At 61.7% G+C, this 22,066-nt stretch carries 21 protein-coding genes and 1 pseudogene; 16 read left to right on the top strand and 6 right to left on the bottom strand.

Annotation, left to right across the window (positions count from 1 at the left end; translation table 11 throughout):
* Nucleotides 1-16: 16 nt before the first annotated feature.
* From AC1DWA_RS11360 to AC1DWA_RS11350, 3 genes are all read right to left on the bottom strand, one after another.
* Complete coding sequence (locus AC1DWA_RS11360) at nucleotides 17-745, bottom strand: YdcF family protein (RefSeq protein WP_019745734.1); 729 nt, start codon at nucleotides 743-745, stop codon at nucleotides 17-19.
* Nucleotides 746-821: 76 nt separating this feature from the next.
* Entirely contained in the window at nucleotides 822-1,073 is a 252-nt protein-coding gene (locus AC1DWA_RS11355; protein ID WP_139047394.1) for a hypothetical protein, read from the bottom strand.
* A 45-nt stretch (nucleotides 1,074-1,118) separates the two neighbouring features.
* Nucleotides 1,119-2,402, bottom strand: a complete 1,284-nt coding sequence (locus tag AC1DWA_RS11350) for a PucR family transcriptional regulator (RefSeq protein ID WP_029256487.1) — start codon at nucleotides 2,400-2,402, stop codon at nucleotides 1,119-1,121.
* Between the two features lie 137 nt (nucleotides 2,403-2,539).
* Here AC1DWA_RS11350 and AC1DWA_RS11345 point away from each other — a divergent pair, with 137 nt between their 5' ends.
* A complete protein-coding gene (locus AC1DWA_RS11345; RefSeq protein WP_021331735.1) occupies nucleotides 2,540-3,415 on the top strand; it encodes an SGNH/GDSL hydrolase family protein in 876 nt (291 codons plus the stop codon).
* A gap of 52 nt (nucleotides 3,416-3,467) precedes the next feature.
* Nucleotides 3,468-4,619, top strand: a pseudogene (locus AC1DWA_RS11340) (spinster family MFS transporter); the annotation flags it as partial.
* Nucleotides 4,620-4,867: 248 nt separating this feature from the next.
* Here AC1DWA_RS11340 and AC1DWA_RS11335 read toward each other — a convergent pair.
* Together AC1DWA_RS11335 and AC1DWA_RS11330 are read right to left on the bottom strand one after the other, a co-directional pair.
* Nucleotides 4,868-6,118 carry a Tat pathway signal protein gene (locus AC1DWA_RS11335; protein ID WP_252858453.1) on the bottom strand — a complete coding sequence of 417 codons (1,251 nt, stop codon included), beginning with the start codon at nucleotides 6,116-6,118 and terminating at the stop codon, nucleotides 4,868-4,870.
* Between the two features lie 2 nt (nucleotides 6,119-6,120).
* The gene (locus AC1DWA_RS11330) at nucleotides 6,121-7,449 is read right to left on the bottom strand and encodes a lipase family protein (RefSeq protein WP_021331733.1); all 1,329 of its coding nucleotides are present in this window, start codon (nucleotides 7,447-7,449) and stop codon (nucleotides 6,121-6,123) included.
* A gap of 156 nt (nucleotides 7,450-7,605) precedes the next feature.
* Here AC1DWA_RS11330 and AC1DWA_RS11325 point away from each other — a divergent pair, with 156 nt between their 5' ends.
* Genes AC1DWA_RS11325 through AC1DWA_RS11315 form a run of 3 tightly spaced genes read left to right on the top strand, consistent with a single transcriptional unit; the run spans nucleotide 7,606 to nucleotide 11,054 of the window.
* Nucleotides 7,606-8,355, top strand: coding sequence for a succinate dehydrogenase cytochrome b subunit (locus AC1DWA_RS11325; protein WP_031333845.1), 750 nt, complete (start codon nucleotides 7,606-7,608; stop codon nucleotides 8,353-8,355).
* Nucleotides 8,356-10,308: a fumarate reductase/succinate dehydrogenase flavoprotein subunit gene (locus AC1DWA_RS11320; protein ID WP_477846038.1), complete on the top strand. Its 1,953-nt coding sequence runs from the start codon at nucleotides 8,356-8,358 to the stop codon at nucleotides 10,306-10,308.
* Nucleotides 10,305-11,054 carry a succinate dehydrogenase/fumarate reductase iron-sulfur subunit gene (locus AC1DWA_RS11315; RefSeq protein ID WP_047888993.1) on the top strand — a complete coding sequence of 250 codons (750 nt, stop codon included), beginning with the start codon at nucleotides 10,305-10,307 and terminating at the stop codon, nucleotides 11,052-11,054. The genes AC1DWA_RS11320 and AC1DWA_RS11315 overlap by 4 nt, the downstream gene beginning before the upstream one ends.
* A gap of 3 nt (nucleotides 11,055-11,057) precedes the next feature.
* Here the strand turns inward: AC1DWA_RS11315 and AC1DWA_RS11310 are convergent, their stop codons facing one another.
* Nucleotides 11,058-12,569, bottom strand: coding sequence for an anion permease (locus AC1DWA_RS11310; protein WP_414209875.1), 1,512 nt, complete (start codon nucleotides 12,567-12,569; stop codon nucleotides 11,058-11,060).
* Nucleotides 12,570-13,162: 593 nt separating this feature from the next.
* On the opposite strand from AC1DWA_RS11310, the gene AC1DWA_RS11305 reads away from it, so the two are divergent.
* The 11 genes from AC1DWA_RS11305 to AC1DWA_RS11255 all read left to right on the top strand — a co-directional run bounded on the left by AC1DWA_RS11305 (nucleotide 13,163) and on the right by AC1DWA_RS11255 (nucleotide 22,064).
* Complete coding sequence (locus AC1DWA_RS11305) at nucleotides 13,163-13,714, top strand: LysM peptidoglycan-binding domain-containing protein (protein ID WP_070795528.1); 552 nt, start codon at nucleotides 13,163-13,165, stop codon at nucleotides 13,712-13,714.
* Nucleotides 13,715-13,799: 85 nt separating this feature from the next.
* Nucleotides 13,800-14,534, top strand: coding sequence for a signal peptidase I (gene lepB / locus AC1DWA_RS11300; RefSeq protein ID WP_477846037.1), 735 nt, complete (start codon nucleotides 13,800-13,802; stop codon nucleotides 14,532-14,534).
* Nucleotides 14,535-14,640: 106 nt separating this feature from the next.
* Nucleotides 14,641-14,994 (top strand): VOC family protein, encoded by a 354-nt coding sequence (locus AC1DWA_RS11295; RefSeq protein WP_020971115.1) that lies wholly within the window; start codon nucleotides 14,641-14,643, stop codon nucleotides 14,992-14,994.
* A 54-nt stretch (nucleotides 14,995-15,048) separates the two neighbouring features.
* On the top strand, nucleotides 15,049-16,098 hold the full coding sequence (locus tag AC1DWA_RS11290; RefSeq protein ID WP_046379465.1) for a saccharopine dehydrogenase family protein: 1,050 nt from the start codon (nucleotides 15,049-15,051) through the stop codon (nucleotides 16,096-16,098).
* Complete coding sequence (locus AC1DWA_RS11285; RefSeq protein WP_019745748.1) at nucleotides 16,095-16,679, top strand: TetR family transcriptional regulator; 585 nt, start codon at nucleotides 16,095-16,097, stop codon at nucleotides 16,677-16,679. Before AC1DWA_RS11290 ends, AC1DWA_RS11285 begins: the two co-directional genes overlap by 4 nt.
* A gap of 21 nt (nucleotides 16,680-16,700) precedes the next feature.
* Nucleotides 16,701-17,327 carry an SMI1/KNR4 family protein gene (locus AC1DWA_RS11280; protein WP_477846036.1) on the top strand — a complete coding sequence of 209 codons (627 nt, stop codon included), beginning with the start codon at nucleotides 16,701-16,703 and terminating at the stop codon, nucleotides 17,325-17,327.
* The gene (gene galT / locus AC1DWA_RS11275; RefSeq protein ID WP_477846035.1) at nucleotides 17,324-18,424 is read left to right on the top strand and encodes a galactose-1-phosphate uridylyltransferase; all 1,101 of its coding nucleotides are present in this window, start codon (nucleotides 17,324-17,326) and stop codon (nucleotides 18,422-18,424) included. The genes AC1DWA_RS11280 and galT overlap by 4 nt, the downstream gene beginning before the upstream one ends.
* Nucleotides 18,424-19,554 (top strand): galactokinase, encoded by a 1,131-nt coding sequence (gene galK / locus AC1DWA_RS11270; protein ID WP_477846034.1) that lies wholly within the window; start codon nucleotides 18,424-18,426, stop codon nucleotides 19,552-19,554. The genes galT and galK overlap by 1 nt, the downstream gene beginning before the upstream one ends.
* Nucleotides 19,555-19,673: 119 nt before the next feature.
* Nucleotides 19,674-20,123 carry an RrF2 family transcriptional regulator gene (locus AC1DWA_RS11265; protein ID WP_003943059.1) on the top strand — a complete coding sequence of 150 codons (450 nt, stop codon included), beginning with the start codon at nucleotides 19,674-19,676 and terminating at the stop codon, nucleotides 20,121-20,123.
* Between the two features lie 31 nt (nucleotides 20,124-20,154).
* Nucleotides 20,155-21,348 carry a globin domain-containing protein gene (locus tag AC1DWA_RS11260; protein ID WP_477846033.1) on the top strand — a complete coding sequence of 398 codons (1,194 nt, stop codon included), beginning with the start codon at nucleotides 20,155-20,157 and terminating at the stop codon, nucleotides 21,346-21,348.
* Nucleotides 21,349-21,440: 92 nt separating this feature from the next.
* Nucleotides 21,441-22,064 carry a LysE family translocator gene (locus tag AC1DWA_RS11255; protein ID WP_019745753.1) on the top strand — a complete coding sequence of 208 codons (624 nt, stop codon included), beginning with the start codon at nucleotides 21,441-21,443 and terminating at the stop codon, nucleotides 22,062-22,064.
* Nucleotides 22,065-22,066: the final 2 nt, after the last annotated feature.

Below are 22,066 nucleotides of genomic sequence, written 5' to 3'. Positions count from 1 at the left end.
TGGGCAGCTGGGTGCGTCAGGTCGCAGCGATCACGCCTGCGACCGGGATCCGGCCGAGAACTGCAACCCGGAAGTCCACCATCGCGCGTTCCACGTGATTGGCGCTCGAGACCACAACCACGCCCGTTGCTCCTCGATCGGCGAGAATCCGCGCAGAGTTGAGCGCGTTCTCCACCGTGGACCACGACGTTCCTTCTTCGGTGATCCGGCCCGGGTCGACGCCGTTGGCGACGAGCCACTCGCGCATCGCCCTGGCTTCCGTCACTCCGGCCTTCGGGGCCCCACCGCTCGTGATGATCGGAGACTGCGGGTACTGACGAGCCAGCTGCAGCGCCGCCTGAAGTCGGTCGACCAGCATCGGACGCATCGTGCCGTCGTCGAAGAGGCCGGCGCCCAAGACGACGATGTTGGTACCCACCGGGTTGAGGTCGAGCAGCACGGGCGACTGGCGCGTCAGCGTCTCAGCACCCGTGCACGCAAGGATGAGAGACCGCACCGGCGTCTGGCAGCCGCCGACAGTCGACAAGATACCGTTGACGACCGTGGTCGGTGTGATGTCGGCGCTCGCTGTCGCCGGCGAAAGGCCCACGCCAGCTGCGGCGATCACCGAAGCAGCGATCAATCCCTTCGTCACAGACCTGCGAACATTTGCCATGTAGCCGAACCCCCAGATTGTCGGTTGTCCAGCACACGGTAGCGAACATTTCGCCACGGTTGCATCATTTGACTCAAATTTACTGTTCACTGACCGTCACACAGACTAAACATAAATATTGGGCAACAATTCGGGTTCGAAACCGTCATCTACCAGCATCGCGAATCTACGCGCCCGCCGCATTACCTATCTGAGCAGCAGAGTCACCGAGAAGGTTGACAACGCGGAACGGCAACAATTCGTCGTTACAGATCACGATGTTGCATCCAGGTGTTCCCGCCCGCCCCGTCCCGGCCGAGGTGTCGAAGATCAATTCAGGGTTCGCGAAACCGACAAGCTCTGCCGGGTCGTCGACGGGCGGACCACCCGAACCGTGTGTGGGTGGCCCGACATACGGCGCCTGGCCATGTCTCCCCACCGGATCGCCAGCCCTCCGGCTCGTTCACCGAGAACCACAGACGCATCACGTTTGGGAAGAGTCCGCCTCCATACCGATTGCGCGACGCGCTCCCAGCGCCATGGTGACTTGCACAAGATCCTTCGGAGACGACAGGTCAAGTCCCGTCAGGGAACTCGCCTTTCGCAGGCGGTACACCACTGTGTTCGGATGTACGTGTAGCTGCCGGGCGGTGGCGGCTCGATCGAATCCGGAGTCGATGAAAGATTCGAGCGTCTCGAGTACCGCGCTATCGGACTCCAACGGCAACAACACATCTGCGAGTATCGGCAGCGCAGCACTGAAGCGGGTCAGTTGATACTCCACTGCAAGATCCTCGAGACGGACGACCCCACTGGTGCGTCCGTACTTTCGGGCAACGTTCAGCACCTCGCGCGCCTGCGTGACCGCCGCTGGAATTGCCGTGGGCGCCGCGACGTGTACAGCGGCAACCGTCGATGCACCGATGACCTTCTCGAGATCACCCAAACGTCGACACAATGACAAATACTGCGGACTCGACGCCCAGTTTCCCTCTGCGGGTTCCGATTCCACAATGGGAATCAGTACGGCTCCGCCGCTGCTCCCGAGCACCCCGAGGGCTTTGTCACGCCCCACCTGATCGAGCTCTCGTTGCAGGTGGCGCACCTTCCTCCGCTCGGCGACGGCAGTGTCCACCTCGGTCGAGGACTCGTCGTCATTCCGCTCGACGTGCAGAGCCACCACCCAGTACAGGCGCGCCAACCTGATCCCCACCTCGTCGGAGACCCGATCCACGTCGACACCCGTCGAAAGTGCTACGAACAGGGACCTTCGCGCCGAATCCTCGTCCGTCTGGGTGGCGTGGTCGGAACCGTAGCCGGCAAGAACCGCGGACGTGGAGGCCGCGGTGTATGCATTCAGGAGTCGTCCGGTGCGGGCAAGTGCAACACCGTCTTCCGGGACCGCCCATTCGCTGATCGTCTCCCACCACAACCCTGCTGCCAGGTGATATGCGCGCAGTACCTCACTGAGCGGAACCAATTCCTGCGCCCGTTGACGAGCCGATTCGCTGATGTCGGCGAGCAACTCGGGCGCCAGATCTGCGCCCGTCCGGAGCATCGAAATGAACAGTTCCAAATTTCGCCTCACGATGGTCGTCACGTCGTTACGCAACGCCTCGTCCGGAAGCAACCGGTAGAAGGTGACGTCGCGGTGGACCAGATCGACCGTCGCATTGACCAGCGGATGGGTGCGTTGCGCCAATCGGTCGGCTAGAGATCTGCCGCCAACCACTATCGGTTCGAACGGCAGATCTTTGTTTCCTGACACAAAACCCTCCACAGAATTGAATTGCCACCACAAGGCCGACCTGCCTTTTTCCCATCACTATGTAACCCACGCCACTCTCGAATTCACAATCAGCGGCGTACCTGGAAGTCCCACCTTCGACCAAATAGGAGCCTCGAGTGACGTGGAAAACGCACAGCGCAGCCATTCTGGCAGGCGTCGTGGCTGCCGGTTCGATCGCGGCACTCGGGGCCGGCGTGTCATATGCCGAGACGCATGCCAGCCCTATCAAATACGTCGCTCTCGGCGATTCCGCGGCGGCCGGCCCGCTGGTCACCGAACAAGATTCATCGGCGCCGGGCTGCCTACGATCACTCGACAACTACCCTTCCGTGGTGGCGCAAAGACTCGGCGCTCACCTCACGGATGTGACCTGCTCGTCGGCGCGATCCGCCAACGTCACGGACACCGCACAATCGACGTTCTCCGGTCAAGTACCGCCGCAGGAAACAGCATTGGGGCCCGATACCGACCTCGTCACCATCACAATCGGCGCCAACGACATCTCGTTGTTCCCGACAGTTCTGAGCTGCGTAAATCCTCTCCCCGAACCCACCGGAACGTCCTGCCGTGACAAGTTCACCGCAGGCGGCGTCGACCAACAGCGACAGTTGGTCGAAAATGCCTCCGCAGGTTGGAGTTCCATGCTCGAATCGGTTCGCGACCGAGCGCCCTCGGCGCGCATCGTCGTGATCGGATACGGAACATACATCGCCGCCGACGGATGCCCCGGCACCCAGCCGTTCTGGCCGCGCGACGCCGACTATCTCCAGAGTGTGATCGACTACGGCAACACGGTCATGGCAGCAACGGTGGCCCGTCACGGCGTCGAGTACATCGACATCACCGAAGCCACTGCCGGGCATGACATCTGCACTGACCCTGCCACTGCTTACTACACCGGAATCGTCCCTACCCAGCCGGCGGTTCCACTGCATCCCACTGCGGCCGGGATGCAGGCGATCGGCAAAACCGTCGCCGACGCTCTGTCCTGAGCCTCTCCCCCAACACAATTCATTCAGCACTCGCGAAAAGGGTGGAACAATCATGTCAATTCAACGAGACGCTCCGCCGCTGCCGTCCATCGACGGCGCCCCTGTCGGAACACGCGACAAACTTCTCGGCGGCACACTCGTCGCTCTGTTTCTCGCAAACATGCTCAACTTCTTCGACCGGGCGATCCCCTCGGTCGTTGCCGAGCCGATCAAGAACGAGTTTTCGCTCAGCGACTTGCAATTGGGATTGATCACCTCTGCATTCACCCTCGTCTACGCAGTCGCAGGGCTGCCTCTGGGCCGGTTGGCCGACACGAAGAACCGTCCCAAGATCATCGGGATCGGACTCCTGGTGTGGAGCGGACTGACGGCAGCAACCGGTGCCGCCGGCAGCTATGTGCTGTTCATCCTCGCGCGTCTAGGCGTCGGCGTGGGCGAAGCGACCTTCACACCTGCAGCCAACTCGATGATCGGTGATATCTACCCGGCGGAACGACGCTCACGCGCACTTGGTGTCTTCATGCTCGGTTTGCCGATTGGCCTCATGCTCGCCTACTTCACCGTCGGCAAGATCGCCGAGGCATTCGACAGCTGGCGTGCACCGTTCTTCCTCGCGGCGATTCCCGGTGTCCTGCTGGCAGTCGTGCTCTACCGCATGGCAGATCCGGTTCGTGGTGGTTCCGAAAGTCCGGAGGCCCGCGCAGCCGCTGTTTCACAGGCACCGATCACCCGTCCGATCCGTCGTCTGCTCGCAATTCCCACGCTTCGTTGGCTCATCCTTGCCGGACTGACGTTCAACTTCGCCGCCTACGCAGTGAATTCGTTTGTCGTCCCGCTTCTGATGCGCCAGTACCACCTGAAACTGACTGCTGCGGCATCGGTCACCGGCATCATCGTCGGAATCACGGGCTTGATCGGCTTGCTTCTCGGCGCTCGCTACGCTGACAAGGCCAGCGCACGCTCACCGCGCGCACGGTTGATGATCGGTGTCGGAACCTCGGCATTGGCAGCACCTTTGACGGCACTGGCACTGGAGCAGCACGGCGGGAACGTCGTGATGTTCACGCTCTTGTTCTCGGCCGGGTGGTTGTTGGCCTACGGCTTCTACATCAGCGTCTACCCTGCCATTCACGACGTCGTGGTTCCCAGGCTCCGAGGCACTGCGACGGCGTTGTTCTTCGCTGCCATGTATCTTCTCGGCGGATTCTCGGGACCAGTTGCCGTGGGCGCGATTTCGGACTGGTTCGCCAAGCGTGCGCTTGCCGATGCCGGTACCGGGAAGTTGGCTCAGTACGCCGGCGACGGGTTGAACTCGGCCATGTATCTCGTGCCGATCATGTTGGCGCTCACTGCGGTATTCATCTACCTGGCCACTCGCACTGTCGGCAAGGACGCCGCGCGTATGCAAGCGGAGCTGAGCCAGGCCCCCCCCCCCCCCCCCCACCGCCGAGTTCAGTTGACCGTGATCGCCAGAGTTGCCAGCATGGACCGCAACATGTCCGGCAAGCGAGCGATCATTCTCTGCTCGGTTATCCGAACGGAGACGGGCGCTGCCAGCGTCGCTCGCCACAGTTCCGGTTGATTGTTCATCAGGTTGTTGTAGACCGGGAGCAGCTGACCGTTGATGTAGGTCCAACGACCGTCCCGGTCCGCCCAGTTGAAGTCCGGAAGCGTTGTTTGCACAACGGCATTGCCCACCGCGAACGAGAGCGGGTTCGACTCACGCGGCGGTACGACGCCAGGCATGGACGGTGATGCGGCGAAGGTGGTCAGGTAGGTCAACGAGCGACCGACGCTGCCGCGGTAGGCCTTCGCCTCGTCCCACTGATCACCCACCGACTGGTACTGCTCACGGCGCAGCAGACGCACATTGCCGTCGAAGACCGACTCCGGTGTCCCCGAAGCAATGTTGTCCCACGCGATACGGGCGTTCTCGTCGAGCAGCCCTGCCCGATCGAGCTCGGCGATGCCGTCGACACCGTCGTGAACCCACGCCATGTGCATGGGAATCAGATCCGAGAAGATGTGTTTGCTCATCGCAATCACTTTCCCCTGGAACCACATCACGTCCTCGGGGCGGATGTCGTGGCCGACCTGGAGCAGCGCCGCAACGTCCTCGGGTGCTCCCATCGACGTTGCGACCGGCGACCCGATGCGGTCGATCTCTCGCCACACCAGTGCCATCGCTTCGCTGATCGCTTGGACTTCCAGCACAACCCGCCCGTAGTCCAAGTCGAGGAGTCCACCGGCAAAAGCGGGCCCGACCATTCCGCCCATGCCTGCCCACTGCAGTTCATGATGCTCGAGCTGCAGTCGCTCGTAGAACTGGAAGGTGTTGGTGAGGTTTCCGAGATTCGCGTGCACACCGTCGAACGGAGTCCACGAAGCGAGATCGATACCTGCCGACTCCGTCCCCACTGCGAGCCAGTACTGCTTGAGCAGTGTCTGATAGCGGTGCGGAGCCACTCCCGATGCTCGGGCGGTATCGACCAAACTCCGCAGCGTCGCGGAATCCGACGGCAGTGAAGGATGCAGACCCCCCGCGGCTTCGGCGTTTGCGTTCACCGCTTCCAGGTCGAGGTACCTGTCGAGTTCACCAGTACCCGCGGACGCCCGGCCTCCCAGTACGACCGCACCGCCGATGCCTGCCGAAGCGACGAGAACTGTGCGCGCGAAATCCCTGCGTGTCAAAGACTTCCGCATACTCATTTCCCTTCGGCTTCGTCGAACGTCTTCGCCAGCCAGGCGATGTCCTGCATACCCAGCTGATCGGTCACCGTCTTGTACAGGTTGGTCACGTAATCGAGCGGCCCGCACTGCGACGGGAGCAGGTCCACGTCGCCGCCGTCTGCTCGATATGTCTGCGCCAATTGCTCTGCCTCACTGAAGGGAACGAGGAAGTCGTCCTCACAGGAAGAAATCAGAAGCTTCGAGGCCGGCGCCTGCTTTCCCAACGTGTTGTCCGCGTACGCCGCGGCCAGTGCCGGGATCGTTCGGGGCGCCGGGTTGGTGAGCAGGACGTCGAAGGGAACGAACGGGAGTCCGAGGTAGAGCGCCTGGCAGGACGCGCGGAATGCTGCGGCGACGTTGTGACCGATCGGAGTGAGATGATCGTCGAGCCGAACGTCGGGGTAGCCCGCGTCGAATCCGAGAATGCTCGAGAAGACGAAGCCGGAACCGATCCCACCGGCCGCCGTCTCCTCGAATGTTGCCGGGTCGATCATCATCGCCTGGATGGCGCTGGCCTGTACGTTCAGTTCCGGCGCGTAGTCATGCGCCTGTTCTGCGGCAAAGCCCGCTGCGACACCGCCGCCGGCGACACCGTAGATGCCGACAGGGGTGTCTGATTCGAGACCGGCCTCCGGAAGCGCGAGTGCTGCCCGAACGCCGTCGAGCGTTGCCTTGCCCGAGAACTGTCCGATCGAGAACGGATGGGGAGCAGTGTCGCCGTCGTTGCCGACGTCGCTCATCATCACTGCCCAGCCGTGACCGAACATCTGGGCCACCGGGCCGAGAGCCGAGAACATCGCCGGGTCGCTCTGATTGCCGCCGGTCCACTGGTGACTTGGTGCGCAGTTCGCCCCCAGGCTGTCGTTCGCTTCGGCATATCCGATGATCTTGCGATCGCCTGGCGCAGTTCCGTCCTCGGGGATCATCAGAATTCCGGTACTGATCACCTGGCGACCGAAGTGATCAGTGGTTGTGTACATGAGTTGGTGAGCCGAGACCACGTCCGGGCGGACCTGGTAGACCTGAACACTGACCTGACGCGCTTTGAGAAGAGTTCCGGGGGCGGTGCCGGGCTCGATTTCGGGCTCGTCGAACCACGGATCGTCGGACGAGAGTCCGAGTGGCGTCAATTCGGTAGAGATATCAGCGCCTTGAAGTGCCTTCACGACCAACGGGTTGAACACGTCGGCCAGGTCGACGGTCTCCTGCGCACCAGCCGGCGACCCCACCGCAAACAAGGCCACTGCCAGGGCCGATGCCGTTCCGGCGCGCCATGACCACCGTCGCCACGTCGAGTCAAACATCGTTCACAGGTTCCTTACTTTCGGGTAATGAGCACCCCTACACTCCCATTCACCTGCATTAACAGACAAGTCGGGCACCGATCCGTTGGCCGAAAACCTCGATCGGGCTTAGGCTGACGGCACCTGTCCGGCAAGTCTGGCGTGGGAGGTTTGTCTGTGAGTGCTCCGACCCGTGTATCGCGAGCTACCGGCGATTCACCTCGCGCTCGACCGCGGCCGTCCAATATCACGTGCAAAATTCTGATGGCCGTGACGGGACTGATCTTCGCCGCTTTCGTGCTCGTCCACATGATCGGAAACCTGAAGGTCTACACCGGGGCCGATCACTTCGACGACTACGCACACTGGCTTCGCACAGTCTTCGAACCGTTCCTGCCATACGAGGGACTTCTGTGGATTCTTCGCATCGTCTTGCTCGCGTCATTGGTCGCACACGTCTGGTGCGCCTGGTTGCTCACCGTCCGTGGCCGCCGAGCTCGAGGGAAGTTTCGACGTAAAAGCTTGGGAATCAAGTCCTTTACCGCGCGCACAATGCCCGTCACCGGAGCAGTGCTGCTGCTGTTCGTCATCTTCCACATACTCGACCTCACGACCGGAACCCGACCCATCGGCAGCGCCGAGTACGAAGCAGCCACGCGCACGCAGAGTTACGCATACGACAACCTGATCGCCAGCTTCGAGCGTCCACTGGTGGCGTCGTTCTACATCGTCGCGATGGCTCTGCTGGCAATGCATCTCGCGCACGGACTCTGGAGTGCGGTCAACGATCTCGGCGTGACCGGCCAACGGCTGCGCCAGATTGCCGTTGCACTCTCCGGAATCTTTGCGCTCGTCGTGATGGTCGGAAACATGTCGATCCCCATCGCGGTGATGACCGGCGTCATCTCGAAGACAGGAGCGTCATAAGTGAACAGCTTCGAACTCGACAATCTGCGCAGCATCGGGACGCCGGTGGACGGTAAGGTCCCAGCCGGCGATCCGGAGACAGCCTGGCCCACTCGCAAACTCGACTACAAGCTCGTCAGCCCGCTCAACCGGCGCAAGTTCACGGTCATCGTCGTCGGTACCGGACTCGCCGGCGCGGCCTGCGCCGCCTCACTTGGTGAACTGGGCTACCACGTCGAATCCTTCACCTTCCACGATGCACCGCGCCGTGCACACAGCGTCGCCGCGCAGGGCGGCATCAACGCCGCTCGTGCCCGAAAGGTGGACAACGACAGTCTCGCCCGCTTCGTGAAGGACACCGTCAAGGGCGGCGATTTCCGCGGCCGCGAGGCCGACTGCTTCCGACTCGCAGAGGAATCCGTACGCGTCATCGATCACATGAATGCCATCGGAGCACCGTTCGCCCGTGAGTACGGCGGCACTCTCGCTACCCGATCCTTCGGCGGCGTACAGGTGTCGCGCACGTACTACACGCGCGGGCAGACCGGCCAGCAGTTGCAGATAGCGTCGTCGCAGGCACTGCAACGTCAGATCGCAGCCGGAACGGTCAACCTCCACACCCGAACCGAGATGCTCGATCTCATCGTTTCGGACGGTCGAGCACAAGGGATCGTCACACGCGATCTCGTGACCGGTGAGATCGGCGCCACCACAGGCCATGCCGTCGTGCTGGCCTCCGGTGGGTACGGCACCGTGTTCCACAAGTCCACACTTGCGAAGAACTCCAACGCCACCGCCGCATGGCGAGCGCACCGACGCGGCGCGCTGATTGCCTCACCCTCGTTCATCCAATTCCATCCGACGGCACTTCCCGTCAACTCCGAGTGGCAGTCGAAAACCATTCTGATGAGCGAATCACTACGCAACGACGGCCGGATCTGGGTACCGGCCAAGCCCGGAGACGATCGCGAACCAGGCGACATTCCCGAAAATGAGCGCGACTACTACCTCGAGCGCAAATATCCGGCGTTCGGGAACCTCTCTCCCCGCGACGTCTCTTCACGGGCCGCCCGCGAGCAAATCGACTCCGGTCACGGCGTCGGCCCTCTGAAAAACAGTGTGTACCTTGATTTCCGCGACGCATTGGCACGGCTCGGCCGCAAGACCATCGAGGAGAGATACGGAAATCTGTTCTCGATGTATCGCGACGCGACCAGCGAAGACCCCTATACGGTGCCGATGCGCATCGCCCCCGGAGCCCACTTCACCATGGGAGGACTGTGGAACGACTACGACCAGATGACTTCCATCCCCGGCTTGTTCGTCGGTGGTGAGGCAGGGTGGGGATACCACGGGGCCAACCGCCTCGGCGCCAATTCGTTGCTCTCGGCATGCGTTGACGGCTGGTTCACCCTCCCGTACGCGATTCCGAATTATCTTGCGCCGCTGCTCGGATCAGCATCTCTCGAACTTTCCGATCCCGCCGTGACGGCAACGCTCAGTGACGTGAGCGGTCGGGTGGACCTGCTGCTCTCGGTCGGCGGAACACACGGCCCCGACAGGTTTCATCGACAACTGGGCGAGATCCTCTATGCGGGTTGCGGTGTCACCCGAACGGCCGAAGGCTTGACCAAGGCCATCTCCGAAATCCGAGCATTACGAGGCGATTTCTGGTCGAACCTACGAGTCGCCGGCAGCGGAAACCAGTTCAACCAGGAGCTGGAAAGGGCCGGCAGGGTAGCCGATTTCCTCGAACTCGCCGAACTGATGTGTGTCGATGCTCTCGATCGTGACGAGTCCTGTGGAGCGCACTTTCGGGCCGAACATCAAACTCCCGACGGCGAAGCACAGCGAAACGATCAAGACTGGTGCTTCGTCTCCGCGTGGGAAACCGCCAAGGACGGCAGACACATTCGACACGACGAGCCGTTGTCCTTCACCGCTGTTCCACTGCAGACGAGGAACTACGTATGAAAATCACCGTGGACGTGTGGCGCCAATCCGGACCGGAGTCGTCCGGTGCATTCGACACCTACCAAGTAAACGACGCGACAGTGGAGATGTCACTGCTGGAACTTCTCGACCGACTCAACGACCAACTCGTGGAGAGCGGCAACGAACCCATCGCCTTCGATTCCGACTGCCGAGAAGGGATCTGTGGGTCCTGCGGCATCACGGTCGACGACGTTCCCCATGGGCCGGTTGCGAACACTCCCACGTGCCGTCAGCACCTGCGCAGCTTCTCCGACGGTGACCGAATCAAACTGGAACCGTTCCGCTCCGCCGCTTTTCCGGTGGTCCGCGACCTCGTGGTCGATCGTTCGGCTCTCGACCGGGTCCTCGAAGCCGGTGGCTATGTATCGGTCAATGCGGGAACTGCACCGGACGCAGACAGCCAGCCGCTCTCGCATCAAAGTGCCGAAGCTGCACTGGACTTCGCCGCGTGCATCGGCTGCGGCGCTTGCGTAGCAGCCTGCCCCAACGGTGCCGCGCACCTCTTCACCGGTTCCAAACTGACCCACCTGTCCCTCGTCACGCAGGGCCGCAACGAACGTGGCAAGCGGGCCCGAGCGATGTCGCACCAGATGGAGGCCGATTTCGGGCCGTGCTCGACCTACGGTGAATGTGCAGAAGTGTGTCCCGCGGAGATACCGCTGACCGCGATTGCCGCTGTCAACAAGGAATCGATGCGATTCGGATTGCGGCGCAAGGACAACTGAGCCTCACCAGGCGCCGATCAGCTTCATCCACGCGCCGCCGATGATCGTCCAGATCAGGATGATCACGACGCTCATCACGAAACCGATTCGGAACCATTCCGAGGTCTTGATGTATCCGGAACCGTAAATCACTCCGGCCGGACCGGACGCGTAGTGCGAGATACCGCCGAACAGGCTGCCGATGAAGCCGAATACCAGGGCTGAGAACAGCGGCGGTGCACCGGTTGCCACCGCCGCGCCGAGAAACACCGCGTACATCGCGACGATCTGCGCGGTGTTCGACGCAAACAGATAGTGCGCGTAGAAGTACACCAAGGTCAGGATCGCAAAAGCCCAGATCCACGGCAAACCGTCGACACTCGAGGAGACCTGGGTTCCGATCCACGAGATCACGCCGAGTTCTTCGAGATGGCTTGCCATACCGACCAGAACGGCAAAGAAGACGAGCGTCTGCCACGCCCCGGTGTCGTGGACCAGGTTGTTCCACGTCAGCACCTTGGTCACCAACAGGATGCCGATTCCGACAAATGCTGTTGTAGTGGCATTGACGTTGAGCTGCGAGCCCAGGCACCAGAGCACCAGCAGCAGAACGAAGGTGGCGGCCATGATCTTCTCGTTGCGGCTGATCGGACCTGCCTTGCGCAGTTCCTCCCTGGCTTGCTCGGGTGCTTTCGGAGTCTTCAACATCGTGGGCGGGAAGATCTTCGACATCACCCACGGGATCGCGATGAGACTCGCAATTCCCGGAACCGATGCTGCCAGCGCCCATTTGCCCCACGAGATGTCGATGCCGATCTTGGCAGCCGCATCGACGGCGACGGGGTTACCCGCCATGGCGGTGATGAACATCGCGGAGGTCACGACGTTGACTTGCAGCGACGTGAGCAGCAGATATGCTCCGAGCTTCTTGCGAGAGTCCTCGGGCTCAGGATTGGAGTCCTCCAACTTGCTCAGTGAGACGATGATCGGATAGACGACGCCACCGGCGCGGGCGGTGTTCGACGGTGTCGCCGGAGCAAGTATCAAGTCCGTCAACGCCATTCCGTACGACAATCCGAGGCTCGACTTGCCGAGTTTGGTCACGAACATGAGTGCAACCCGTTTGCCGAGCCCAGTGACCAGAAAGCCCTCGGCGATGAAGAACGACGCGACGATCAGCCAGATCGTGGTGTTACTGAAGCCGGACAACGCTTCTGTCGGCGTCTCCGTCTGGGTGATCATGGCGATCGACAGGCCCACCAGCGCCACCGAACCCGTCGGCAGTGGTTGCAAAATCAACGCCACGATGGTGCCGACGAAGATTCCGAGCATGTGCATGCCCTTTGGGTCCACACCGTCCGGAACCGGCATGAAAAAGATGATCAAGCCGAGGATGACGGGCACCGCAGCCGGGTAGTACCGCCTGAGCACCGATTGTTTCGACGGCTCCGTCGGCGGTGTCTTTGCCGGCGGTGTCTTTGCCGGCGGTGTCGTTCCAGCGAGAGACTCGGTGCTTTCGGATTTGGCCTCGGACATGTACATCTCCTCGACTTCTCGCCCCAGGTGATCGCCCCAGATCATTGTCCCCCAAACGTCCGGTTTTCGTGCGGTCAATCGAAGGTCGAGAGAATGCCCTCCTGCGGTATCCGATTCTCTGGATTCCGCAGGAGGGCTCATCCCGGGGCGCAGACAGCGGCCCGGGGCGCGACACATCTCCCTCATAAGGGTGCGCCAATCGATCAACAGGAGGCGCCGGCGTGCCGCAAGCTTGAATCTCGAAGAGATCCTGTTTCGGTGTTGTTTCAGCATGCCAATCGGTGCTCGTCTGCACATGGGTCGAATGGCCTGTTCAACTACCTGTTTCCGCTCAGCACCGAGTACACCGACGTTTTGTGTCGGTCCACAAAACAGGTATGTAACCGGGTAATTGAGCCGTTGTCGGCAAGCGTGTGAGACCGCGAATCTAGTCACGCCTCCGAACTGCAATCTGGAGACGAGACCTTCACAGTCTGTCAACCTCGATCACATTTCAGCACTGACGATTTCGTCTACCGCGATATGCAGCAGAACACTCGAGCCGCACGCCGAGCCGAGATCGCTGTCCCGTCAGACCGATCAAGGAAAATATCATGGGAAACCACCGGAAAAACAAACGTTCTCACACCAAACGATTCGTCACGATAGCCGCAGGAGCAGGCGTTCTGACAATTGGCGGCGCAATCGTCAACACCGGCGTAGCCAGTGCGCACGACTGGTCGCAGGTGGCCATGTGCGAGAGTTCCGGCGACTGGAACATCAACACCGGCAACGGCTTCTACGGCGGACTTCAATTCACGCAGTCGACGTGGGATGCATACAAACCGGCAGGTGCACCGACTCGCGCCGACTTGGCGTCGACAGCCGATCAAGTCGCGGCCGCGGAAGCAACCCTCTCAGCTCAAGGCATCGGCGCGTGGCCGGTATGCGGCGCTTACCTAGGTTGGGGCGGCACCACCCCTGATTCGACAACCTCGGCTCGATCGTCGGTAGGTTCAGCGGGCGACACTGTGACAGTCTCCGAGGGCGATACGTTGTTCAACCTTGCCGCTGCGAAAGGTATTCGTTGGCAGGATGTTTGGGTCATGAATGCGTGGATTGCCGATCCCGACCAGATCCGTGTGGGTGATGTGATCCGATTCTGAAGCAAATCGGCCGACAAAGTAGACCCTCGAATCGAGAACGTCGGTATCGGGCCGCCGACTGGTTGCGCCATCTATTGTCGGGAATGTGACGGAATCCGACGCCCACGAAGACTCGACTGAATCGACGACGGCTGATCACCCGAGAAAACGTCCACTGTGGCGTGAGATTCTCATCCTCGTTGTCGTCGCACTTGTCCTGAGTGTTGTCATCCAGAACTTCGTCGGACGCATATTTCTGATCCCGTCGGAGTCCATGGAACCGACGCTTCACGGATGCACCGGCTGCGCGGGAGACAAGATTTTCGTCGACAGAATCAGCTATAGATTCGGGGATCCACAGCCTGGGGATGTGGTCGTGTTCAAGGGACCCGAATCCTGGAACGACGAGTATCAATCCATTCGATCGGACAACTCGGTGGTCCGGGCACTTCAAGGACTCGGATCCATGGTCGGTTTGGTCCCGCCGGACGAGAACGATCTCGTGAAGCGGGTGATCGCGGTCGGTGGGCAAACCGTGCAGTGCCTGTCCGAGGAAGAGGGGCTTCGAGTGAACGACAAGCCGCTGACCGAGCCGTACATCGACAATCGCATTCCGGGCAACGGTACCTCTTGTCAGGGAATATATTTCGGGCCGGTCACGGTTCCCGACGGGAACCTGTGGGTGATGGGTGACAACCGCGCCCATTCGAAGGATTCACGTTTCCATCTCGATGACGAACGCAGCGGAACGGTGCCGATCGACAATGTCATCGGCAAGGTTCAATTGATCGTCCTTCCCTTCTCGCGGTGGGGCACCGTGGGCTCGTTCGATCCGCAGTGACAGATCGAATCAGCCAGTTAGCCCGCATCTTCGGACGGCACAGTCGACATGACTCCGCTTTCGGACGATCATCGAGCACATCTGTTGCCGAGGGTAGGAGAACCACATGCGTGCACGACGCATCACCGCCAATCTCAAAGTCGCCGATGTCGGAGCCGCCAAGAGTTTCTACTCCGACTATCTCGGCCTGAGCACCGAAGAGTTCAACATGGGGTGGGTCGCTCGCTACACCTCTCCCGACACCGGCGCGAACGTACAACTCGTCACGCACGACGCCACTGCAGCCGAGGACTCGGTCATCTCCGTCCACACGGACGACGTCGACGGCGCCTACGAAGAGGCACGAAGACTCGGCTACGAAATCGTGCACCCCATTACGACCGAAGAGTGGGGTGTTCGCCGATTCCTCGTCCGGGCACCCGACGGCAACGTCGTCAACATCGTGCGACACCGGGACTGAGCACTGGAAAGACTCCATTCGACGTTTTAGGTCATTTGACCTAGAGTTGAGTGCATGACCGATTCATTGCAGTATTCAGCCGACGGCCCCATCCTCGTGGCAGGCGGATACGGAACCGTAGGCAGCGCCCTGACCGCCTTGCTCGCCCCCGACTTCCCACTACTCCTCACCGGACGCACCCCCGAGCGCGGCAACGAACTGGCCAGTCGTCACGGCGCTTCCGTCCGCCGCTGGGACCTCCTCGACCCGACGCCCTTCGACGCGTCCGTACGCGCGGTCGTATCGACGGTCAACGATCCCCACGATCGTGTTCTGTCCGCCGCCGTCGAGGCCGGAATTCCCTACGTGGACATCACCCGCTGGACAACCCGCGTCGCTCGCGCCGCCACTCTGGCGGGTCAGAAGTCGCCGAGCGCACCGGTGTACCTGTCGTCTGGATGGATGGGCGGAGTCACCAATATCGTCGCCGCAGCGCTGGCCGAGGAACTGGGTGGCGCGAGCACGATCGACGTCTCGATTCGCTACGACGTCAACGACATTGCCGGGCTCGACTCCGTCGACTTCATTGATCGCCTCGGCCAGGATTTCGAGGTGATGCAGCAAGGAAACCCGATCACCGTCAGCCCGTTGACGGATACTCGCTGGGTCGACTTCCCCGGATCGCGCACCAAGGTCGGAAGAATCGACACTCCGGAACAATTCACGTTCCCCATGACCCTGGGCGCCGAAACTGCCAGCACTCGAATAGGTTTCAGTTCGCATGCATCCACAACTGCGCTGCTCGCCGCCAAGAAGGTGGGTCTGTTCCGTTGGGGTCGCGGCGACCGCTTCACACCGCTACGACGCGGACTCCTGTACTCGCCTGGCAAGGGCGGGAGCGCGCAAGTACGCATCGACGTCACCGGCCCGAGCGGCACGACAAGCGCAACAATCGTCGACCCGCAGGGCCAAGCTCACCTCACCGCGGTGGGCGGCGCACTTGCCGTCAGACAAGCCTTGGCCGACGATGCCCAGCCTGGAGTCGCTTTCCCCGAGTCGCTTCCGAACCCGCGCCGCACCGTCTCCGAGTTGGAGAGCTTCGGGGTGGCAGTATTGCGGGCATGACCCCCTCCAAGGGCGCCGCCCGCGCGGAAGCACTTCTCGACGCAGCAGAACAGGTCCTCGCCACGCAGGGCAATGCCAACTCGGCGATGCGCGATTTCGCAGCCGCAGCCGGAGTGCGGGTGGGGCACCTGCAGCACTACTACCCCACCCGTGCAGATCTCATCCGCGCAGTCATGTCACGGGCATTGACCCGCTCACTGGATCGCCTTGCCGTCGTCACGGATACGGATCAGAGTCTTTCCCGTGAGGAATCCGAACACTTCATCGGAGTCCTGCTCGGAGAACAAGACGACCAGGCCACGGTGCGTCTGTACGTCGAAGTATGGGCCATTGCGGCGGCGGACCAAGAAGTGGCGGTCGTGGTTCGAGACTTCTACGCGCAGTACATCGCACACGTAGAGCGCGCTGTTGCGTGTGCACAACCGGATCTGGATGCGGCGGACCTGGGCGCGGCAGCGCAGACCATCGTGAGCCTGCTCGAGGGTTCCGCAATTCTCCGATCGGGAATCACCGGCCGAAAGTCCGAGGCTTCGGACCGAAAGCTCGTGGACACACTGCAGTACCTGATTCACGGGTCCTGACTCGGACGTATCGTAAAGCCCATGAGCGTTGCAAACGAATGGAGCCGAATCGAAGCGTGGTGCCGTACACACGCACCGGTGACGGCTGCAGCGTTTCAGCCAGGGCTCGGTGACGCCGTTATCGAGGAATTCGAAGCGTCGACCGGCGTCACGTGGCCCCAGGAACTTCGCGAGCTGTATCGGGTGCACAACGGCAGCCTGACCCACGACGACCGGACCGGGCTCTTTCTCGGCAGCGTGCTTCCCGACAAGTTCTTCTACCCCATCGACGTCGCAACCGAAGTTCGACTCACTCTGCTCGAAACGTGGGACGAGACGATCTACGAGAATCCGGACCTCTACGCCGAGGACGAGATGGATCGACACGATCAACGCGACGCAGGCACTACCGCAACCATGTTCATCCCCTCGTTCGTTCCCTTTGCCGGGCTGGACGAGTACCACTACTTCGTGGACACACGCAACGGCGCACTCCATCATTGCGTGACCGAGTATGCGTCGGACGCCACTGACAACGGCGGTCCGATCTGGGCGTCCATCTCGGTCATGTTGAGCGCCCATGCCGCAGCGCTGGAAACAGGATCCACGATCGGAGTGTGGAAACCCGTTGTCAGCAAGGGTGTTCTGGAATGGGAAGTCGACGCATGACACCCAAGCAGGATCCGACCCGTCGTACCCTCGCCGACGGGCGTCAGATCTTCTACTTCGACGATGCCGGCCGTACCCGCGCCCACTCTGCGCGAGATTCCCGCGAATTGCCGGCTCTCGACCACTCGTCTCGGATGAGGTTCGACGTTCTCACCGGGGAGTGGATCACCATGGCTTCGCATCGCATGACACGGACACATCTCCCCTCCGCCGCCGAATGCCCGTTGTGCCCGACCAACGAAACACGCACGCCCACAGAGATACCCGACGGAGACTACGACGTCGCGGTGTTCGAGAATCGGTTTCCGAGCTTTGCCGCGGCACCCGAGGAAGCCATTGACGGTCCCGGAGACGGTGTGGGTGATCGCCCAGCTGTCGGCCACTGCGAAGTGATGTGTTTCTCGAGCGATCACACGGCGTCCGTCGCCGAGCTTCCACTCGAACGCATGCGTACGATTGTGGGTGCATGGATCTCTCGGACCGAGGAGTTGTCGGCGGATCCGGTTGTGGAACAGGTGTTCTGCTTCGAGAACCGCGGCGAAGAGATCGGGGTGACACTCACCCATCCACACGGACAGATCTACGCATACCCGTATGTCACGTCACGCACCCGATCGATGTTGACGCAGGCGGACAAACACTTCGAGCGCACCGGTCGCTCACTGCTCGCCGATGTTCTGGCGTTCGAGCGCGAGAACGGGACCCGGTTGATCTACGACGGCGATCACTGGAGCGCCTACGTCCCGACCGCCGCACGATGGCCCATCGAGATTCACCTGGCACCGCACCGAGACGTCCCGGACCTTCCCTCGTTGAACGACCAAGAGCGCGAAGAGCTTGCGGTCGTTTACCAAGATCTCCTGCGCCGTATCGATCGCTTCTATCCGGGCGTCGACCGGGTACCGTACATCGCGGCCTGGCACCAAGCTCCCGTCCGCATCGACCGACCTCTGGGTCGACTGCATCTTCAGCTGTTCTCGATCTTGCGCGCACCAGGCAAGCTCAAATACCTCGCCGGGTCCGAGTCCGCCATGGGCGCCTGGGTGAACGACACCATTCCCGAGGCAGTCGCGGCCCGCCTACGGGAGTTGAAATAGTGGAAACCGTCTCGAAACAATCTGTGCTCCAACAGTTTCGCGACGCCTATGGCTATCCGGCAACCGGAGCCTGGGCGGCACCCGGTCGAGTCAACCTGATCGGTGAACACACGGACTACAACGGTGGATTGTGCCTACCGGTCGCTCTCGAGCAGCGAACGCTGGTTGCCGTCGCACTGCGCACCGACGGGGTCGTCCGCGTGCACAGTCGGCAATCCGACGAGACATACACCGGGCCCCTCGGCGACATCGCAGCAGGATGGGCCGCCTACCCCACAGCCGTTCTGTGGTCTCTTGCGCGCCGAGGCCTCCCGCTCGGAGGAATCGATCTGGCAGTCGACTCGTCGGTACCGGTCGGGGCCGGGCTGTCGAGTTCCGCTGCCCTCACCTGTTCGGTTGCGTTGGCCGTCAATGAACTTCACGATTCACCATTCACCCGCGATGAGCTGGTACAGATATGCATCCGGGCGGAGAACCACGGCGTCGGCGCACCGACCGGTGGGATGGATCAAACCATTGCCCTCTTTGCCCGACCCTCGACCGCGCTCCTGTTGGACTGCCTGGACGGATCCACCGAACCCATCCCTTTCGAACTCCACGGTGCGGGGTACGAACTGATCGTCATCGACACTCGGGTCAAACACTCGCTCGCAGACGGACAGTACGGGTTGCGACGCTCTCAATGCATCGATGCAGCAGCAGCTATCGGCGTCGGCAGCTTGCGAGAGGCTTCTGCAGACCAAGCCGAGACAGTGCGAGACCCGATCCTCCGGGCGCGGGCACGGCACGTCGTGACCGAGATCGAACGGACACGGAAGACCGCAGAGCTTCTGCGCAGCAACAGATTCAGCGACGTTGGCGAGCTGTTCGACAATTCTCATGCGTCGTTGCGCGACGACTTCGAGGTCTCGTGTGAAGAACTCGACGTCGCCGTTGCCGCAGCACGACGCGGCGGCGCGATCGGTGCGCGGATGACCGGCGGCGGATTCGGAGGTTCGGCCATCGCATTGGTTCCGGAAGGAAGTCATGCGGAGGTCATCGCGTCGGTGAGCCGCGACTTTGCGGCGCGGGGTTGGCGAGCACCCCACTTTCTCGACGTCGTTGCCGGGGGTTCGGCCGCCCGCCTCTGAGCGAACGGCACGTTCAGCGCACTGGAGGCGCCGAACGTACCGTTCGCCCTGGTTGGGACCCCTCGAGATCCCCCTCACATAAATAGTCATCTCAGATGCGAATTATGTAGGTTCAGATCATGCAACTGACGCAGTTCACCGATCTGGGATTGCGCGTCGTCATGCGGTTGGCCGTACTCGACGCGGATGCCTCCCCCAGTACCCGGGATGTTGCGCAGCAACTCAACGTGTCGTACTCCCATGCCACCAAGGTGGTTACACGGCTCGGTGAGCTTGGCATCGTCACAACCAGGCGGGGTCGCGGCGGTGGGCTTTCCATCACCGAACTCGGCCGCACCGCCACCATCGGCTGGCTGGCCAGACGCCTCGAAGGCCCGGGTGAAGTCGTCGACTGCGAAGGCGACAAACCGTGCCCACTTCGCGGCGGCTGCCTCCTTCGGAGCGCTTTGCGCGAAGCACAGGAAGCGTTTTTCGTTTCACTCGACGCGGTCACGATCGAAGACGTCATCCGGCAGCCGTCCAAAACTGTCCTGCTCCGCCTCACCACCCGGAGCGACGAAGCAGGCTGATCAATCGAATTTCGACCGAACGGAGCAGCTCATGCTTTCCCCACAGTCAACCGAGGTCATTCGCGCCACCCTTCCCGTGGTCGGCGCCGCCATCGGCGATATCACAACCCTGTTCTACCGCAGGATGTTCGACGCACATCCTGAACTCGAACGTGATTTGTTCAATCGCGGCAATCAGAAACAGGGCGAACAGCAGAAGGCTCTCGCCGGCGCCATCGCGGCATTCGCGACGCTTCAGCTCGAGCCGGACAGCGCCAAGGTCGATCTCATACTCTCACGTATCGCCCACAAGCATGCGTCGCTGGGAATCACGCCCGACCAGTACGCAATCGTGCACGAACACCTCTTTGCCGCGATCGTCGAAATACTAGGCGATGCAGTCACTCCCGACGTCGCAGCAGCCTGGGACGAAGTCTACTGGCTGATGGCGGAAACCCTCATCACGATGGAGCGTGGCCTCTACCAACTCGCCGGCGTCGACGCCGGTGACGTCTGGCGCACGGTCAGGATCAGCGAACGAGTTCTTCAGTCCGCCGATACTGTCTCACTGACGCTCACTTCGCTAGACGGCAGTGCACTCCCCACCTTCGCGCCCGGACAGTATCTTTCGGTCGGGGTTACGCTGCCCGACGGCGCTCGCCAGATCCGCCAATACAGCCTGAGTTCGATACCGAGCAGCGCAGACTGGCGGATCAGCGTCAAGCGAATCTCCGGTACTCCTGATGGCGAAGTGTCGAACTTCCTCTACAACAACGTATTCGAAGGTCAGGAACTCTCCGTCACCACGCCTTTCGGTGATCTCACCATGCCGGATGACAACTCACCTCTTCTACTCGCGTCGGCCGGAATCGGTTGCACACCGATGATCGGGATGCTCAATCATCTCGTGGACACCGGCGCTCAGCGTTCGGTCTCTGTCATTCATGCGGATCGATCCATCGCCGATCATGCGCACCGAGCAGAACTCAGCACACTCGTCGACAAGATTCCCGCCGCAACTTTGCATCGTTGGTACGAGGATCTCGGCACGCACGTGGCGTTCGGATCGGTTCACGAAGGACGGGCGGATTTGCAAGACATTGCAGTGGAGCCCGATACCCAAGCCTTCCTCTGCGGGCCGATGCCGTTCATGTTGGCGATGCGCGCATCGTTGCTCGAACGGGACGTCCCGGCGCAGAATATCCACTACGAGGTCTTCGGGCCCGACAGCTGGGCCAACACCTGAGCGGACCACTGCCTGCGAACTGGACCTTGGCGCGCCACGGTAATCCCTTGTGTACTCGACGAAACATACGTACCGAGTAGTGGGAGACCGACATGATCACGTCAGCGTCGATGACGGGAGTCGCGCTGATAGCCCTGGCGATGGTTCTGACACCGGGCCCCAACATGATCTACCTGGTGTCACGCAGCATCAGCCAGGGCCGCCGGGCAGGCTTGATCTCGCTCGGCGGAGTCGCAACCGGTTTCCTGGTCTACCTCGCCGCCACGTGCGCTGGACTGACAGCGGTTCTCTTCGCCGTACCCACGGTGTTCACCGCGGTGAAAATCGGCGGCGCCCTGTATCTGGCCTATCTCGCCTGGTCTACGCTCCGACCAGGTGGGAAGTCCGCCTTCGAGGTGGGCGAAGTCGACCGCCACGGTAGCGGCCGTCTGTTCGGGATGGGGTTGACCACCAATCTGCTCAATCCCAAGATTGCGCTGATGTACGCGGCCCTGATCCCCCAGTTCGTCGATCCCACTGCGGGCCCGGTCTGGCAACAGGCACTCGTACTCGGCGGCGTGCAGATCCTGGTCGCAGTCACCGTCAACGCGTTGATCGTGTGCTGTGCGGCGGCCGTGTCGACCTTCCTCGTGGCACGCCCGGTGTGGATGCGGGCTCAGAAGTGGCTAGCTGGTGGCATTCTCGGAATCTTCGCCACCCGCATGGCCCTGGAGTAATT

This window comes from Rhodococcus sp. P4_F3_2 (assembly GCF_056401335.1).
The sequence above is the reverse complement of the archived record's forward strand: the minus strand, read 5'-3'. Positions and strand labels throughout refer to the sequence as shown.

Bases quoted from the DNA above. Each gene is read 5' to 3' on its own strand.
- AC1DWA_RS11330 (WP_021331733.1), bottom strand. From the start codon at position 7,449: ATGTTTGACTCGACGTGGCGACGGTGGTCATGGCGCGCCGGAACGGCA.
- AC1DWA_RS11310 (WP_414209875.1), bottom strand. From the start codon at position 12,569: ATGTCCGAGGCCAAATCCGAAAGCACCGAGTCTCTCGCTGGAACGACA.
- AC1DWA_RS11305 (WP_070795528.1), top strand. From the start codon at position 13,163: ATGGGAAACCACCGGAAAAACAAACGTTCTCACACCAAACGATTCGTC.
- AC1DWA_RS11295 (WP_020971115.1), top strand. From the start codon at position 14,641: ATGCGTGCACGACGCATCACCGCCAATCTCAAAGTCGCCGATGTCGGA.
- AC1DWA_RS11285 (WP_019745748.1), top strand. From the start codon at position 16,095: ATGACCCCCTCCAAGGGCGCCGCCCGCGCGGAAGCACTTCTCGACGCA.
- AC1DWA_RS11265 (WP_003943059.1), top strand. From the start codon at position 19,674: ATGCAACTGACGCAGTTCACCGATCTGGGATTGCGCGTCGTCATGCGG.
- AC1DWA_RS11255 (WP_019745753.1), top strand. From the start codon at position 21,441: ATGATCACGTCAGCGTCGATGACGGGAGTCGCGCTGATAGCCCTGGCG.
- AC1DWA_RS11290 (WP_046379465.1), top strand. From the start codon at position 15,049: ATGACCGATTCATTGCAGTATTCAGCCGACGGCCCCATCCTCGTGGCA.
- AC1DWA_RS11280 (WP_477846036.1), top strand. From the start codon at position 16,701: ATGAGCGTTGCAAACGAATGGAGCCGAATCGAAGCGTGGTGCCGTACA.
- galT (WP_477846035.1), top strand. From the start codon at position 17,324: ATGACACCCAAGCAGGATCCGACCCGTCGTACCCTCGCCGACGGGCGT.
- AC1DWA_RS11315 (WP_047888993.1), top strand. From the start codon at position 10,305: ATGAAAATCACCGTGGACGTGTGGCGCCAATCCGGACCGGAGTCGTCC.
- AC1DWA_RS11335 (WP_252858453.1), bottom strand. From the start codon at position 6,118: ATGCGGAAGTCTTTGACACGCAGGGATTTCGCGCGCACAGTTCTCGTC.
- AC1DWA_RS11260 (WP_477846033.1), top strand. From the start codon at position 20,155: ATGCTTTCCCCACAGTCAACCGAGGTCATTCGCGCCACCCTTCCCGTG.